The sequence below is a fragment of the Streptomyces sp. NBC_00057 genome (assembly GCF_045041165.1).
Lineage (GTDB): Bacteria > Actinomycetota > Actinomycetes > Streptomycetales > Streptomycetaceae > Streptomyces.
This window is the reverse complement of record NZ_CP108256.1, coordinates 3,328,490-3,344,003: the sequence shown is the minus strand read 5'-3', so window position 1 is coordinate 3,344,003 and position 15,514 is coordinate 3,328,490. Positions and strand designations below refer to the sequence as shown.

Genomic DNA, 15,514 nt, shown 5'->3' with positions numbered 1-15,514 from the left:
CCTGGACAACACCCTTGTCCGGCGGGCGGCGACGGTGGAGTATCGCTCGCGTGATACTCACACGGGGGGCCAGGATCACCGGCGCCGTTCTCTGCGCCCTGCTCGCGGTGATCGTCGCCGGCTGGCTCGTACGGGACTTCAGGGCCGTCGAGGAACCGGGCGAGTTGCTGCGGTACTGGGCCGGTTACTACGACGCGCGGCTCTCCGCGGTGCCCACCACCTCGGCCGACGACGTGGCGCTGCTCGTGGTGTATCTCGTCGCCGCCTTCGCGGCCCTGCGGTCCTCGGTGGCCGCCACCGCGCTGGTCGCCACCGGAGTGCTGACGCTCGCCATGCGGCTGCCCGGACTCTGGAACATCGGTGAGTCCGCGATGAGCGCCCGCTTCACCGACGACCTCCGTACCCGCGCTCTGATCTGTGCCTTCGCGGCCCTCGCGGCGGGCATCGCGCTCATCGTTACCGCGGGGGCCGGACGCAGACCGCCGCACGACTTCTCCGAACGCACACCGACCCGGCCGGGCCAGGGCGCGAGTGTGACCGCCTTTTTGCTGCTGGGCGCCTCGGGGGCGGTCGTGATCGCCTGGGAGATCCGCCAGGTGGTGCGATTCCCCGACTTCTTCCCGGAGTGGTACGTGGGCGGGGACCGGCTCATCCAGGGACTGATCGACCCGCCGCCCGGCTGGGGCGACGCGGTCATCGCGCTGCTGTGTCTGTTCGCGGCGGTGAGCGCGCTCTTGCGTGCCGTGCACGCACGGCCGTTCGGCCTGATCGCCGGCGGGCTGCTGCTGACCGGCGGGGTGACGGGAGTGTCCCGCGCCGTGCACTACACGATGCTCGACCACTTCGGCGATCTGCCGACCGAGGACCAGCTCGCGGTGGTGACCTGGTTCTTCGAGGTGGTCGTCGCCGTGGTGGTGCTCATCGTGCTGGCCCGGCGGGGCTCCGCCGACGCCCCCGCCCGTCCCCACCAGGGCTATGGGCAGGGGTACGGCTATCCGCCGCCCGGCGTCTTCGGCCCGCCGCCCCCGTCCCAGCCACCGCCCGGCTGGTGACGGGCGCGGCCGGAGCGACCACCGGGCGCCGCCGGTCAGGTCACCCCCGCAGCCCCAACGACCGCTTCAGGAAGTCCACCTGGAGCAGCAGCAGATTCTCCGCCACCTGCTCCTGCGGCGTCATGTGCGTCACCCCGCTGAGCGGCAGCACCTCGTGCGGGCGCCCCGCCGAGAGCAGCGCCGACGACAGCCTGAGCGAGTGCGCGACCACCACATTGTCGTCCGCCAGACCATGGATGATCATCATCGGCCGGACCTGGTCCGCGGCCTCGGAGAGCCCCTCGTCCGTCAGCACCGAGTTGTGCGCGTACACCTCCGGCTGCTTCGCCGGGTCGCCGAGATAGCGCTCGGTGTAGTGGGTGTCGTACAGCCGCTGGTCGGTCACCGGCGCGCCCACCACCGCCGCGTGGAAGACATCCGGCCGCCGCAGCACGGCCAGGGCCGCCAGGTAGCCGCCGAACGACCAGCCCCGGATCGCCACCTTGCCGAGGTCCAGCGGGAACCGCCCGGCGAGTGCGTGCAGCGCCTCGATCTGGTCGTCCACGGTGAGGACGAGGTTGTTCTTGACAGCCTTCTCCCAGCCCGGTGAACGCCCCGGTGCGCCCCGGCCGTCCGCGACGACCACCGCGAAGCCCTGATCGGCGAACCACTGCGACGTCAGATGCGGATTGTGGGCGGCAAGCACCCGTCGGCCGTGCGGACCGCCGTACGGATCCATGAGTACCGGAAGCGGGCCGTCCGACTCTTTGTACCCTTCGGGGAGCAGCACGGCGCACGGAATCCGCCGTGCGCCCCCCTCGGCGAGGTGCACCCGCGCCGACAGAACCGGCTCTTCCGCATGGCTTGCGACGGTGGCGATCCGCTTGCCGTCCCGGAGCACGTCGGCACGGGCCCCCGGCCGCTCCAGCGAGTGGGAGACCAGCACCGTCACGCCGCCCGCGCGGACGGCCGAATGCACCCCCACCCCTTCGGAGACCCGCTCGACGCCCAGCTCATTGACCCGGTACACATGGCTCTCGCCGATCTCCGGCTCCGCGGCATCCTCGCCCGCCGACGCCGAGACCAGGACATCCGACTCACCGATGTCCAGGACCGCCTGGAGCTGCAACTGCGCCCCGGTCAGCAGCCGGTCGCCGACCGCGAGCACCCGCGCCCCGCCCTCGTCCGCGATCCGCACGAGCCGCCCGTCCGGCGCCCAGGCGGGCACACCGGGGAAGATTTCCAGCCAATCCGGGTCCTCGTCGACATGTACCGTCCGTGTCGTACCCGTCTCCGTGTCCACCGCGAGGAAGAGCTGGCTCTGCTGGTCCCGGGCCTGCACGAGCAGTAGCGGAGCCCCGGCCGACGACCAGTGCACCTGCGCCAGATACGGGTGGCGAGCCCGGTCCCAGACCACTTCGGTACGGGTGCCGTCCAGGCCCACCACGAAGAGCCGCACCTCGGCGTTGGGCGTCCCCGCCGCCGGGTAGGCGACCTCGGCCGGCCTGCGGTCCGGGTGTGCGGGATCCGCGATCCACCACCGCTGTACGGGGCTGTCGTCGACCCTGGCGACCAGCAGCCGGTCCGACTCCGGCGACCACCAGAAGCCCCGCGAGCGCTGCATCTCCTCGGCCGCGATGAACTCCGCGAGGCCGTAGGAGATGTTCTCGCCCTCCGGCTCCGCGAGCGCCCGGTCCCCGTCGCCCTCGGCGCCCACGACGCGCAGCGCGCCCTTCGACACATACGCGATGCGACGCCCGTCCGGAGACGGCCTCGGGTCGATCACCGGGCCCGGCACCGGCAACGCACGCGCCGTACCCGCCCGCAACTCCGCGACGTACACCTTCCCGGAGAGCGCGAAAGCGGCCAACTCGGCCGCCGCGTCGACCGCGTAGCCGACGATCCCCGATGAACCCTCACGGCTGCGCTCGCGTCGGGCCCGCTCCTGGGCCGACAGCCGCTCCGCCGAACCGCCGAGCAGCGTCTCGGGGTCGGCGACGACGCGCTCCTTCGGCGTACCGCCCACAGGCAGATCCAGCACCCACAACCGCCCCGACCGGTCCGTGCCGGAGCCCGACCGCAGGAAGACCACCCGCTCCCCATCGGGTGAAACGGTGAACGCACGGGGGGCGCCGAGGGTGAAACGCATCGTCCTGGCGTGCTGACGGGGAAACGAGATCTTCTTCGAAGTCATGGGCCCGAACCTAGTCCCCGACCGCCCGGTCGTGCGCCCCTCGTGCTGCTGTGCCCCGATCAATGCGGTGCCACGGATAGTTATGATCCGTAGCGCTTGGTGGGTATGAACCTGCTGGCTCCATGTGTGCTGCCCGTCCCGACCGTACTGATGGAGGTGAACCGCCGTGGCACTCTCGATTTCGGCGGTGGTGCTGCTGGCGATCGTCGTCTTCCTGCTGATCCGGAAATCCGGACTGAAGGGCGGACATGCGGTGGTCTGCGCGCTGCTCGGTTTCTATCTCGCCAGCTCGTCCATTGCGCCCAGCATCTCGAACCTGACCACGAACGTGGCCGGGATGATCGGAAGCCTCAAGTTCTGAGAGCCGGCTCGTCGGCGGCTCGTGCGCGGGCGCGGTCGGCCAGGGTCTGCCCGGCTCGTAGGCTGGTCCCCATGACGGACCATCCCGCCCGGCGTCTGCTCCTGGTGCACGCGCACCCCGACGACGAGTCGATCAACAACGGCGCCACCATGGCCAGGTATGCGGCCGAGGGTGCCCAGGTCACCCTGGTGACCTGCACGCTCGGCGAGGAGGGCGAGATCATCCCGCCCGCGCTCGCCCATCTCGCGGCAGACCGCGACGACACCCTGGGCCCCTACCGACAGGGCGAACTCGCCGCGGCGATGAAGGAGCTCGGGGTCACCGACCACCGGCTCCTCGGCGGCCCAGGACGCTTCCGCGACTCCGGAATGATGGGCGCCGAGCAGAATCACCGCCCCGGCGCCTTCTGGGACGCGGACGTGGACGAGGCAGCCCAGTACCTCGTGGAGGTGATCCGCTCGGTGCGCCCGCAGGTCCTCGTCACCTACGACCCCGACGGCGGCTACGGGCACCCCGACCACATCCAGGCGCACCGCGTCGCGATGCGCGCGGCGGAGCTCGCCGCCGATCCCGCGTACCGCACCGGAGCGGGCGCGGTGCACACCGTCGCCAAGATCTACTGGAACCGGGTGCCGCGTTCGGTCGCCGAAGAGGGCTTCGCGCGCCTGCGGGACACGGAGCCGGACGCCTTCCCGGGGATCGCCGCCATCGACGACGTACCCGGTGTGGTCGACGACACGAGGATCAACGCGCAGATCGACGGCTCCGCCCATGTGGCGGCCAAACGCGCGGCGATGCGGGCCCATGCCACGCAGATCGCCGTGGACGGCCCCTTCTTCGCCCTCTCCAACGACCTCGGCCAGCCCGTGTTCACCACCGAGTACTACGAGTTGGTACATGGCGCCTCCGGGGCCCCTCAAGGGGCGCGCGAAGACGACCTGTTCGCCGGTGTACCGGGGGCGGAACAATGAGCGGCAAGCAGCGCACACCGCGCACCGGCGCACTCTCCCGGGACGTTCGGGCCACCGGTCTCGCCGCGCCCCTCAACCCCGGGCGGATCGCCGCCTATGCGGGCCTCGCCGTTCTCGGCGCGCTCGTCGGGATCGCCGGGGCGCTCGTCCAAGCCGCCTGGTTCCCCGGCGGGTTGCTGCTCGCGCTGGTCGCCTGCGCCGGGCTGTTCTACGGCGGGAGCTGCGTCTTCGGCACTCAGCTCGGCGCCCTGGCACCCGCTGCGGGCTGGCTGATTTCGGTCCTTCTTCTGCTCGGCGGACGACCGGAAGGCGACTACGTCTTCGGCGATGAACTGGGCCTCACCCTTTTCATGCTGGGCGGAATGGCGATCGCTGTGATCTGTGCCACGATGTCGCGGTCGCCTCAACCCGGCGCCGGCAGCGGCCGATCCGGCAAGTAATGTGCCACCTCCGATCCCGTAATGCCCCTTGTCCGCCCGGTGGTCAGGCAGTCGTTTCCCCCGGTCGCGGGGTGTCTGTCGGCGGCGGCCAGTATGGTGGTTCGCGCGCCGAGCCGTCCCCTGGCCTGCGGCATGGGGGAAGTACGGGCGGCGGAGCCAATCGGGAGAACCTGCTTTGAGTCGTGAAACTGACAGTTCGTCCTCCGGGCCCCAGGGGCGCGGGGGAGCCGCGTACCCCTCGGGGACGCCGCCGTACGGATCCCGCCAGTATCCGTCGCTGCACCCTTCGCAGGACGCCCCGGAGGGGGCCCCGGAGCCTGCGAACCCGCCTCAGTCCGAGGAGCCGAGGACCGAGACGACGCTGACGACGCGCATCCGGATCAACATTCCGGGCTCGCGTCCCATCCCGCCGGTTGTCATGCGTACGCCCATGAGCGACGCCGACACGGCCGAAGCCGAGCGCACGGCCAGCATTCCGCGCCCCGGCTCGCCCGCGCCGGGCGGCGCGTCGGGTGCGTCCGACGCCGACCCGGGCGCCGAGGCGAGAGCCGGTTCTTCCGCGCCCGCGGAACCGGCCGCCGACAAGCCGACCAGGGAGAAGAGCGGCAGCGACTGGTTCGCCCCGCGCAAGGCCCCCATGAACACCTCGGTCGTCGGCGGCAGCGGCAGCGCGGCCGGTGGCGCCGACGGTCCCACGGGCGAGGCGCCCACCCCGCCCCGCGCCGACCTGCCGTACTTCTCGGACGGTCCGCAGCGCACGGGCGACCAGGACGCACCCCGCCCCGGTGGCAGCGCCCTCGACGAGCTCGGCCACGGCGGCCCCGCTGCCGGCCCGCGCCCCACGCCGAACCTCGGGGTGCGTACGCCGGGCCCCTCCGGGCCCACCACGGGCCCGGTCACCGGCACCTCGCCCCTCACTCCGAACCTCGACGGAGCGGGCGGCCCGGGCCCCGGCGGTCCGCGAGGCTCCGGTGGTCCCGCGGGCCCGCAGGGCCCCGGCGCACCCGGTGGCGTGCCCCCGCGGATGTCCGACGACACGGCGGTGCTGACGCCTCAGTTCGCGGCCCCGGCCTCCGCCGGGCCCGGCGGCAACGTCTCCGGTGACACGCTCACCAGCGGCATCCCCGTCGTTCCGCCGGAGCGCCGCGCGCCGTCCCCGTTCCCGAGCGCGGGCGGCCCCGGTGGCGGGCGTCCCGATCTGACGCCCCGTATCCCGGACGACGCGATGGGCACCGGACCGGCAGGACCCGGCGGTCCCGCCGCCCCGGCGCCCGCCCCCGCCGCACGTCCCGCCCCGGCGCCCGAGCCCGCGAAGAAGAAGGGCCGCTCCAAGCTGGTCCTCCTCTGCGCCGGCGTCGTCGGGCTGCTCGGTGTCGCGTACGGCGCCGGACTGCTGGTGAACCACTCCGAGGTCCCCAAGGGCACCACTGTCCTCGGCGTCGACATCGGCGGCGGCACGAAGGAGGAGGGCGTCGCGAAGCTGGACGCCGCCCTCGGCAAGCGCGCCGAGGCGCCCCTTCAGCTCTCCGTGGACGGCAAGAAGGCCGAGCTCGCACCGGACAAGGCCGGGCTCGGCCTGGACAGCCAGGAGACCGTGCGCTCCGCCGCGGGCAGCGACTACAACCCGGTCTCCGTCATCGGCTCCCTCTTCGGCGGCAAGCGCGCTGTCGACCCGGTGATCCCGGTCGACGAGGAGAAGCTCGGTGTCGCGCTGACGGACCTGTCGGGCGTCTCCGGTTCGGCCAGCGAGGGCACGATCAAGTTCGAGCCGGGCAAGGCCGTCGCCGTACCCGGCAAGTCCGGCAAGGCGCTGGACGTCAACCAGTCGATGATCTCGGTGCGCGACGCGTACCGCGCCCAGGTGCAGACGGGCGAGCCGGCCACCGTCGAACTGCCCGTCACCACCCGGGAGCCCACCATCAGCAAGGCCGAACTGGACCGGGCGATGAAGGACTTCGCGAAGCCCGCGATGTCCGGCGTGATCACCATCAAGGCCGGGCCCAAGCAGATCCCGTTCGGCCCGGAGAAGTCGTTGCCGCAGATTCTCACGATGGTGCCGATCGACGGCCGACTGGTCGCGCACTACGACAAGAAGGCCATCGACACACTCTGTGACGGCGTCTTCGACGGCATCATGATCACCAAGGGCGACGGCAAGAAGCACCAGCTCAGTGCGGACGACGTGGCGAATGCCATGCAGACCGCGCTGCTCGGCAGGACCACCGCCGAGCGGACCGTCACGATCAGCCTGAACGGCAACGGATAACCGCCCCACCACGGCGAACCGCACCGCACAACCGCCCCCGTCCGGACCCCCGGCCGGGGGCGGCGTCGTGTCCGGCGGCGTACGACACGACAGCGGCGTCATGCGCGCGGCATGACATCTGTCATCCCGTTTCCACGACCCGCGGCCCTGCCGGACATACCCTGGGCGACCACGCCCGACGGCGACAGGACGCGGCGGCGGCCCTGCGGCGCACAGGCCGTCGGGGCCGCCGAGGAGAACGCTCACGGCGCCCGCACCCTCCGCCTTGCCGACGGTGACCACGGGCGCCCACGGCGACGTCCGGATAGCCGTCACCATTGAAGTCGTCGTGCAGATGCTCGGCGCGCTCGGCGCAGGGGCGGTCGGCTTCGTCGTGGCGTGGCCGACGGGCGTCACGACGGCTCCGGCGACCAGGGCGATGCCGGTTGCGATCGCCGGGCGGCGGCGGTGGGAGAGAACGGGCACGTTACTCAACCCCGTTGCTCAGAAGGCGAGTCGGGGCGGCAGGAACTCAGGTTCCGTGGCGCCCCGTACGACCTGCCGGCCCGGCGGATGGTTGTATCCCGGCGTCGACCGCCGACCGGCCGTCAGCCATCCTTGGAGGATTCGAGGTGGGCGAAGGCCACCACGTTGTCCTCGTAGGCCTTGGCCTTCCTGTTGTACGGGCCTCCGCAGGTGATCAGACGCAGCTGCGCGGACGGGGTGTCCGAGTAGACGCGCTTGTCCGGGAACTTCGCCTTGCTGAACGTCTCGACGGAGTCGACCTTGAACGTGGCGACCGAGCCGTCGGCGCGGGTGATGTCGACCGTGGAACCCGGCTTGAGGAACTGGAGCTGCAGGAACACGGCCGGACCGGTCGTCGTGTCGACATGGCCCGCCACGATCGCGGCACCACGCTCGCCAGGGGTGACACCGCCCTTGAACCAGCCCACCAGGTTGCTGTCGTTCGGGGCCGGCGGGTTCAGCCGACCGTCGGCGCCGATGGACAGTTTGGTGAACGGTGCCTTGACGGCGAGGGACGGAATCTGCAGCCGCGTCGGGACGGAACGTGACATCGCCGGGCCGACGGCGGGCGCCGACGGGGTGACGGGTCGGGGCGCGGCATGGGAGCCGAGGACCTCGGGTACGGCTGCGGGCGCGACGGCGGCGGGTGGGGCCGGCGGCTTGTCGTCGACCGAGGTTTCGATGGAGTCGTAGATCAGGAGCATGCCGACCCCGGCTGCCACGGCGGGCCACATCAAGGCGCGGCCCAGTGTGGTTCCGGGGGCAGTCCGGGTTGGGATGGAGCCGGGAGACTGCGGGGCGGCCATGGGAACGTGCCTTTCGGTCGTGCGGTGTTGGAGAGGGGAGAGGGGAGAGGGAGGGGTGCGGGGGTGGGGGCGGTGGTGTGCGATCGAAGCCGCCGCGGCCGCCGCCCCGAGGGACGACGGCCGCGACAAACGAAACGACCGGTCAGCCGTTGGGCCCGGTCAGGCGATCGCACCGCCCGACGACTGGCGACGGCGCAGCTTGTACGCACCGACGCCGATGCCACCGATCAGCAGCGCCGAGCCGACGGCCAGGCTGCTGCTGGTCGTAGCCATCCCGCCGCCACCGGCGTTGACGCCACCGCTGGGCTTGCTCTCGTTCTGGCCGCTGCTGCCGCCTTCGTCGCTGCCGCGGCCACTCTCGTCGCCGCCGCTGCCACCTTCGTCGCCGCCGCGACCACCCTCGTCGTCGCCGCCACGGCCACCCTCGTCGCCGCCACGGCCACCCTCGTCGCCGCCGCCGCGGCCACCCTCGTCGCCGCCGCGACCGCCTTCGTCGTCGGTGATGACCCGGGCCATGAAGCCGCCGCCGGCGTTGACGCCACCGCTGGGCTTGCTCTCGTTCTGGCCGCTGCTGCCGCCTTCGTCGCTGCCGCGGCCACTCTCGTCGCCGCCGCTGCCACCTTCGTCGCCACCGCGGCCACTCTCGTCGTCGCCGCCGCGACCGCCTTCGTCGTCGCCGCCGCGACCGCCTTCGTCGTCGCCGCCGCGACCGCCTTCGTCGCCGCCACGGCCACCCTCGTCGCCGCCGCGACCGCCTTCGTCGTCGGTGATGACCCGGGCCATGAAGCCGCCGCCGGCCTGAACGCCACCGCTGGGCTTGCTCTCGTTCTGGCCGCTGCTGCCGCCTTCGTCGCTGCCGCGGCCACTCTCGTCGTCGCCGCCGCTGCCGCCTTCGTCGCTGCCGCGGCCACTCTCGTCGTCGCCGCCACGGCCACCCTCGTCGCCGCCGCGACCGCCTTCGTCGCCGCCGCGACCGCCTTCGTCGCCGCCGCGACCGCCTTCGTCGCCGCCGCGACCGCCTTCGTCGCCGCCGCGGCCACCCTCGCCGCCGCCGCGGCCGCCTTCGTCAGAGTCGGACTTTCCGTTCTCGTCGCTGCGCGAGGACGAGGATCCCTTGTTGTGTCCCGAATCCGCGGCCGTGGCCATGGCGTAGGCGGAGGGACCGGTAATGGCAAGGACCGCTGTGACAGCGGCCGAAGCGAACAGTGTGCGGGCAGAGCGCATCTGAACACATTCCTTCCGCCGCAACTGCGAAGAGTGACAGGGCGTCGACTCAGTGTGGCGCAGTGGCGACATGATCTACCGTCAGTCCGAATGTCACTTTGCGCCAACGCAAAATGCCGCATCGAGGCCATGTCGTGGGCCCTTCGGGTGGCGAAAAGCCAATAATCACCCGTTGGACTGCACGCAGCGCCACGTGAGGTTTGGGCGACGACGGTCCACTCGTTTGCCGACTCTTCGGCGCAGCGGTCCAATCGTCGCCCGGCTCGGAAATGATCCCCCGGCGGGCTTGAACAGCCCGTTGGGGAACTGGAGTTGAGGAGACTTGCTCTCCTTGCCCGGCGAGACGTGCACGCGCGCTGCCTGGCGGGACTCCGCCCGGAGCCATACCTTGAATTTACATAACGGTGTACGCGACCCGCCGATGCGCAGATGCTGATCTGCTTTTCGTCGACTGCCGGGTATGAAAGCGCAGGAGGCGGGCACGCAGGTTCCGGCAGGCACCCCCGGCTCGGCGAATTCCCGGCTGCTAAATCGGTTGCAGTGCGGGGCGACCGCCTGCTGTACTCCCCTCCAGTACTCGATCGCCCGAGGAGAAGATCATGCGCGGAACTCTCATGTTCATTCAGACGGAAATTGCCACCGATCTTGAAGGCATGGAGTTTCGTGCACACGCTGAATCTGGGAATTCTGGCGCATGTCGACGCCGGTAAGACAAGCCTGACCGAGCGGCTGCTCCACACCGCCGGTGTCATCGACGAGATCGGCAGCGTCGACGACGGGAGCACCCAGACCGATTCCCTGGCTCTGGAACGACAACGCGGCATCACGATCAAGTCCGCAGTCGTCTCGTTCGCCATCGACGACACGACGGTCAATCTGATCGACACACCAGGTCACCCGGATTTCATCGCCGAGGTGGAACGGGTGCTGAACGTGCTCGACGGTGCTGTACTGGTCATCTCCGCCGTGGAGGGCGTACAGGCGCAGACCCGTGTTCTGATGCGGACACTGCAACGCCTGCGCATTCCGACGGTCATTTTCGTGAACAAGGTCGATCGCGGCGGTGCACAGTACGAGTCCGTTCTGCGGAGCATTTCCGAGAAACTGACCCCCGCTGTGCTTGCCATGGGATCGGTCGACGGGCCGGGCGGCCGGGACGCCCGCTGCACGCCGTACACCGGTGCCGATGCGGACTTCACGGACCGGCTGACCGAGCTTCTCGCCGACCGCGACGACGCGCTGCTGGCCGCGTACGTCGAGAACGCGGCGCCGCTCCCGTACAGCAGGCTGCGCGAAGCGCTGTCGACGCAGACCCGGCAGGCGCTGGTGCATCCGGTGTTCTTCGGCTCGGCGATCACCGGGGCGGGTGTGGACGCCCTGATCAGCGGGGTCAGGGAGCTGCTGCCCGCGGGCGGGGGTGATGCCGACGGGCCGGTCTCGGGCACCGTCTTCAAGGTGGAGCGGGGGCCGGGCGGCGAGAAGATCGCCTACGTCCGGATCTTCTCGGGCACGGTACGGACACGTGACCGGCTGCCGTTCGGCCGGGGCGACGGACACGACGAGGGGAAAGTGACCGCGATCAGTGTCTTCGACCGAGGCTCGGACGTGCGCGAAGCAGCGGTCGGCGCAGGCCGGATCGCGAAGCTCCGGGGACTCGGCGGCATTCGGGTCGGCGATACGGTCGGCGTATCGGACACGACCGCGCAGGGCCATTGGTTCGCCCCGCCGACACTGGAATCGGTCGTGGTGCCCTGCGCTCCGGCGAGCAGGGGTGAGCTGCATTTCGCGCTCGCACAACTGGCCGAGCAGGATCCATTGATCAATCTGCGGCAGGACGGCATCCGGAAAGAAGTGTCCGTCTCGCTCTACGGCGAGGTGCAGAAAGAAGTCATCCAGGCGACGCTCGCCGATGAATTCGGAATCGATGTCACCTTCTGCGAGACCACGACCATTTGCCTGGAACGGCCGAACGGTAGCGGTGCGGCGTACGAGGTCGGCGACCAGGATCCGAATCCCTTTCTGGCGACCATCGGTCTTCGGGTCGATCCCGCCCCGATCGGCAGCGGTATCGAGTACCGGCTGGAGGTGGAGCTCGGATCGATGCCGTTCTCCCTGATGAGGGCGGTGGAGAAGACCGTCTGGGAGACCCTGCAGCAGGGAATCCACGGCTGGCAGGTCACCGATTGCGTCGTCACCATGACGCACTCCGGCTACTGGCCCCGGCAGAGTCATTCCCATGCCGTTTTCGACAAGAGCATGTCGAGCACCGCCGGGGACTTCCGCAATCTGACCCCTCTGGTCCTGATGAGTGCACTGAAGGAGGCCGGCACCACGGTGTACGAGCCGATGCACCGCTTCCGTCTGGAACTCCCCGCGGACCTGCTGGGTCCGCTCCTGCCGGTACTCGCACATCTGCGTGCCGTCCCCGGGACACCGGCCGTGCAAGGTGCGACATGTGTGCTGGAGGGAGAGATTCCGGCGGCGCGGGTCCATGAACTGCAGCAACAGCTCCCGGCCCTGACGCGCGGAGAAGGGGTCCTGGAATCCGACTTCGACCGCTACCGGGCGGTCGCCGGTACACCCCCGGACCGGCCACGCACCGACCGCGATCCGCTCAACCGCAAGGAGTACCTGCTGCACACGGTGCGCAGGGTCGCCGGGCAGGGGGACCCGCGGTAGTCGGCTCGTCGAAGGGGCTGAGGCGGCCGGCCGGGGCGCTGGTCCGGAGGTGTTCGCGCGACCGCTGGTGGCGTGACGGTGCGGCAGGTGGTGGGCACTCGCCCTCGCGCCTCCTGGCTTTATCGCCGTCTTATGTTCATATGGGTTCGCACTTGGTGAACCCTGCGCGATGATTCGTCACTGTGTGTTCGCTGTGTGTTCTGCGGTCTCCCGCTCCAGCGGACTCGGTGCTCAGGTGGACGTTCGTCACCTGATGGGCAGCGGCTACGGGTCGGCAGACGCAATCCACCCCGAAACAGGAAGGACCACCTTCAATGGCTGTGGCTGCCACTCCGTCTGCCTTCTCGGAAGACGGGCGCAAGCGAGTCCGGCGCAGGCGTATCTGGCGCAGGGCGTCCTTCGCCGTGCTGTCCGGTGCGACTCTGCTGAGCACGACCACGTACTTCACCACCGCCGCGTATGCAGCGGAGGCTCCGGTGGGACTGGGGACCGGCATCAGTTACGCCGTGCTGGCCGGCTCAACGGTCACCAACACGGTCACCCCCACCGTTCTCAACGGAGACCTCGGGCTCAGCCCGGGGAGTTCTGTGACGAACTTCCCGCCCGGTCTCATCTTCGGCGCTCGGAACGTAGCCAACGGTCCCGCTCTCACGGCGAAGAACGACCTGGGCATCGCCTACGACGACGCGGCGGGTCGGACTCCGACAGGGGACGTGACGGGCGTCGACCTCGGCGGACAAACGCTTACGACTGGCGTCTACAACTCCACAAGCTCAATGGCCCTCACTGGGACCGTCACCCTCGACGGAGGGGGGAACTCCGGCGCCGTCTTCATCTTCCAGGCGGCATCGACCTTGGTCACAAGCTCGGCGAGTAGCGTCAGACTTGTCAATGGGGCTCAGGCCTGCAACGTGTTCTGGCAGGTGGGCAGCTCCGCCACGCTCGGGACGTTCTCCAATTTCAAGGGCAGCATCCTGGCCTCGGAGTCCATCACGGTACAGAACGGCACGGAGATCCAGGGCCGGGCCCTGGCGCGTACTAGCGCTGTCACCCTGGACAACAACGCCATCACCGTGCCGTCCTGCGTCGGGGCGCCCGGGCCGACCGGGCCCACTGGTCCGACGGGCGGTGCCGGACCTACTGGTCCGACGGGTGGCACTGGTCCGACGGGCGGTGCCGGACCTACTGGTCCGACGGGTGGCACTGGTCCGACGGGCGGTGTCGGACCTACTGGTCCGGCAGGACCTACTGGTCCGGCAGGACCTACCGGTGGTGGTGGCAAGGGTGACCACGGTGGTGGTGGCAAGGGTGACCACGGTGGTGGTGGCAAGGGTGACCACGGTGGTGGTGGCAAGGGTGACCACGGTGGTGGTGGCAAGGGTGACCACGGTGGTGGTGGCAAGGGTGACCACGGTGGTGGCAAGGGTGACCACGGCAAGGACAAGGACAAGGGCAAGGGCAAGGCAAAGGGCGACCACGGTAGATAGGCTCGCGATCATCTGGCCGACACGAGGTCAAGGGCTGAACTGGCTGCCATGGCAGGTCGGCGCTTCCTCTCACTCTGGGTGGCTCGGCCATCATCGTCATGAAGAGGCGCCGCTCGTGTTCCACCATCTGTAGGCAGGTACTTCCGCTGTTCAGCGATCGAATCGGTCAGCAGCCGCCTCTCGGCGTGTTGGTGGCCGATTCGGTCGTTGCGGGCTGCCGGGCAGTGCCCCCTGTCCACCACGGACCGGGACGGGCACATCATCGTGGACGAGGCGCAGGAGCCCGCCCGCACCCTCGCCGACCTGGTCGTGAAGGAGGCTGCGGCGCTGGACGAGGGCAGGCTCGCCGTGATCGTCCCCGACGCGCGGCGCGACGAACTGGGGGCCGCGGTGGCCCGGGCGGTGTACGGGGACGAGCCCGACCTGCAGAACCGGGTCGTGGTCCTCGGTGTGCGGCAGGTCAAGGGGCTGGAGTTCGACGCGGTGCTGCTGGCCGACCCCGCGGCCGTCCTCGGGCGTTCGGCACGCGGCCTGAACGACCTTTACGTGGCACTGACACGGGCGACGCAACGGCTGGGCATCGTGCACGAGGGACCGGCGCCCGAGGTACTGGAGACGGCGGTGACGGAACGGCGCTGAGACGAGGACACGGAGCGGCGGCCGGTCCGCCCCCCCCGTGCCCCTGCCCCGCTAGTTCAGCAACGCCCGCGCCGCCCGCGCCCGTCGCCGGATCGCTTCCGCCGCCTCGGGTTCGACCCCGTCGACCACATCCGCGTACTCCTCCATCTCCGCCGCCCCGCGCAGAAACTGCCCGCTCTGTACGAGCAGCTGCGCCCGCTCGTAGCGCAGTCTGGCCGGATGCGAGGGCAGCAGCAGCGAAAGGTCCACCGCCCACAGCGCCACATCCGTCCGCTCCGGACGGGCCGCCGCCCACGCCCTGATGTTGTTCAGGATCCGCAGCACGATCTCCAGCGGCCGCGCGGGCACCAGCATCGACTCCTCGAGCGGCTCCCCGGTCGCCCCCGCCACCAGCAGCTCCGCGTCCTGCCCGGTCATCGGCCGGCCGCCGTCGAACGGGTCGGCCAGCACCCGCTCCGAAGGATCGCCGAACCCGACGACGAAGCGACCGGGCAGCGCCACCCCGTACACCGGAGCGCCCGCCCGTCGCGCGACCTCGATCCACACCACGGACAGCAGGATCGGCAGCCCGCGACGCCGGCGCAGCACCTCGTGCAGCAGCGACGACTCCAGCCGCTGGTAGTCCGCCGACGATCCCGCGAAGCCGCACCGTCCGCCGAGAAATTCGGCAACGGCCGAGGCCCAGGCCCGGCCGCCCCGCACCCCGTACGGAAGCCGGCCCGCCAGCTCGTCCAGTTCGATCTGCGCCGCGTCGATCCCGTTCGCGTCCAGCGCCGGGTCGGCCACCGCGCCCAGCAGCAGGCAGAGCAGCGCGAGGTCCGGCCGCTCGGCCCGCGCCTCCTCGGCGAACTGCCGGCGCAGCTCGTCCGGGCCGGGACGCTCGGGCTGCTCGGGGTGGTGAGGATTCATCGG

13 protein-coding genes are annotated in these 15,514 nt (G+C 70.6%); 8 read left to right on the top strand and 5 right to left on the bottom strand.

Annotated features, from left to right (window positions below; translation table 11 throughout):
* Nucleotides 1-50: 50 nt before the first annotated feature.
* Nucleotides 51-1,052, top strand: a complete 1,002-nt coding sequence (locus tag OG953_RS15380; protein ID WP_405684786.1) for a hypothetical protein — start codon at nucleotides 51-53, stop codon at nucleotides 1,050-1,052.
* A 40-nt stretch (nucleotides 1,053-1,092) separates the two neighbouring features.
* On the opposite strand, the gene OG953_RS15375 is transcribed toward OG953_RS15380, so the two are convergent.
* The gene (locus tag OG953_RS15375; protein WP_405684785.1) at nucleotides 1,093-3,225 is read right to left on the bottom strand and encodes a prolyl oligopeptidase family serine peptidase; all 2,133 of its coding nucleotides are present in this window, start codon (nucleotides 3,223-3,225) and stop codon (nucleotides 1,093-1,095) included.
* Nucleotides 3,226-3,391: 166 nt separating this feature from the next.
* Between OG953_RS15375 and OG953_RS15370 the strand changes: the two genes are divergently transcribed.
* The 4 genes from OG953_RS15370 to OG953_RS15355 all read left to right on the top strand — a co-directional run bounded on the left by OG953_RS15370 (nucleotide 3,392) and on the right by OG953_RS15355 (nucleotide 7,263).
* A complete protein-coding gene (locus OG953_RS15370) occupies nucleotides 3,392-3,586 on the top strand; it encodes a hypothetical protein (protein ID WP_093896879.1) in 195 nt (64 codons plus the stop codon).
* 71 nt (nucleotides 3,587-3,657) lie between these two features.
* Nucleotides 3,658-4,557: an N-acetyl-1-D-myo-inositol-2-amino-2-deoxy-alpha-D-glucopyranoside deacetylase gene (gene mshB / locus OG953_RS15365; protein WP_405684783.1), complete on the top strand. Its 900-nt coding sequence runs from the start codon at nucleotides 3,658-3,660 to the stop codon at nucleotides 4,555-4,557.
* Entirely contained in the window at nucleotides 4,554-4,997 is a 444-nt protein-coding gene (locus OG953_RS15360) for a DUF6113 family protein (protein WP_405684782.1), read from the top strand. Before mshB ends, OG953_RS15360 begins: the two co-directional genes overlap by 4 nt.
* 430 nt (nucleotides 4,998-5,427) lie before the next feature.
* Entirely contained in the window at nucleotides 5,428-7,263 is a 1,836-nt protein-coding gene (locus OG953_RS15355) for a hypothetical protein (RefSeq protein ID WP_405684781.1), read from the top strand.
* A 121-nt stretch (nucleotides 7,264-7,384) separates the two neighbouring features.
* On the opposite strand, the gene OG953_RS15350 is transcribed toward OG953_RS15355, so the two are convergent.
* The 3 genes from OG953_RS15350 to OG953_RS15340 form a co-directional block, all read right to left on the bottom strand.
* Entirely contained in the window at nucleotides 7,385-7,597 is a 213-nt protein-coding gene (locus OG953_RS15350) for a hypothetical protein (RefSeq protein ID WP_405691846.1), read from the bottom strand.
* Nucleotides 7,598-7,850: 253 nt separating this feature from the next.
* Nucleotides 7,851-8,573, bottom strand: coding sequence for a class F sortase (locus OG953_RS15345; RefSeq protein WP_405684780.1), 723 nt, complete (start codon nucleotides 8,571-8,573; stop codon nucleotides 7,851-7,853).
* A gap of 159 nt (nucleotides 8,574-8,732) precedes the next feature.
* The gene (locus OG953_RS15340) at nucleotides 8,733-9,797 is read right to left on the bottom strand and encodes a hypothetical protein (protein ID WP_405684779.1); all 1,065 of its coding nucleotides are present in this window, start codon (nucleotides 9,795-9,797) and stop codon (nucleotides 8,733-8,735) included.
* A gap of 663 nt (nucleotides 9,798-10,460) precedes the next feature.
* Here OG953_RS15340 and OG953_RS15335 point away from each other — a divergent pair.
* The 3 genes from OG953_RS15335 to OG953_RS15325 all read left to right on the top strand — a co-directional run bounded on the left by OG953_RS15335 (nucleotide 10,461) and on the right by OG953_RS15325 (nucleotide 14,602).
* Entirely contained in the window at nucleotides 10,461-12,476 is a 2,016-nt protein-coding gene (locus tag OG953_RS15335) for a GTP-binding protein (RefSeq protein WP_405684778.1), read from the top strand.
* A 314-nt stretch (nucleotides 12,477-12,790) separates the two neighbouring features.
* Complete coding sequence (locus OG953_RS15330) at nucleotides 12,791-13,963, top strand: ice-binding family protein (RefSeq protein WP_405684776.1); 1,173 nt, start codon at nucleotides 12,791-12,793, stop codon at nucleotides 13,961-13,963.
* 207 nt (nucleotides 13,964-14,170) lie between these two features.
* Nucleotides 14,171-14,602 (top strand): ATP-binding domain-containing protein, encoded by a 432-nt coding sequence (locus tag OG953_RS15325; RefSeq protein WP_405684774.1) that lies wholly within the window; start codon nucleotides 14,171-14,173, stop codon nucleotides 14,600-14,602.
* A gap of 51 nt (nucleotides 14,603-14,653) precedes the next feature.
* Here the strand turns inward: OG953_RS15325 and OG953_RS15320 are convergent, their stop codons facing one another.
* Entirely contained in the window at nucleotides 14,654-15,511 is an 858-nt protein-coding gene (locus tag OG953_RS15320; RefSeq protein ID WP_405684772.1) for a tetratricopeptide repeat protein, read from the bottom strand.
* Nucleotides 15,512-15,514 lie beyond the last annotated feature (3 nt).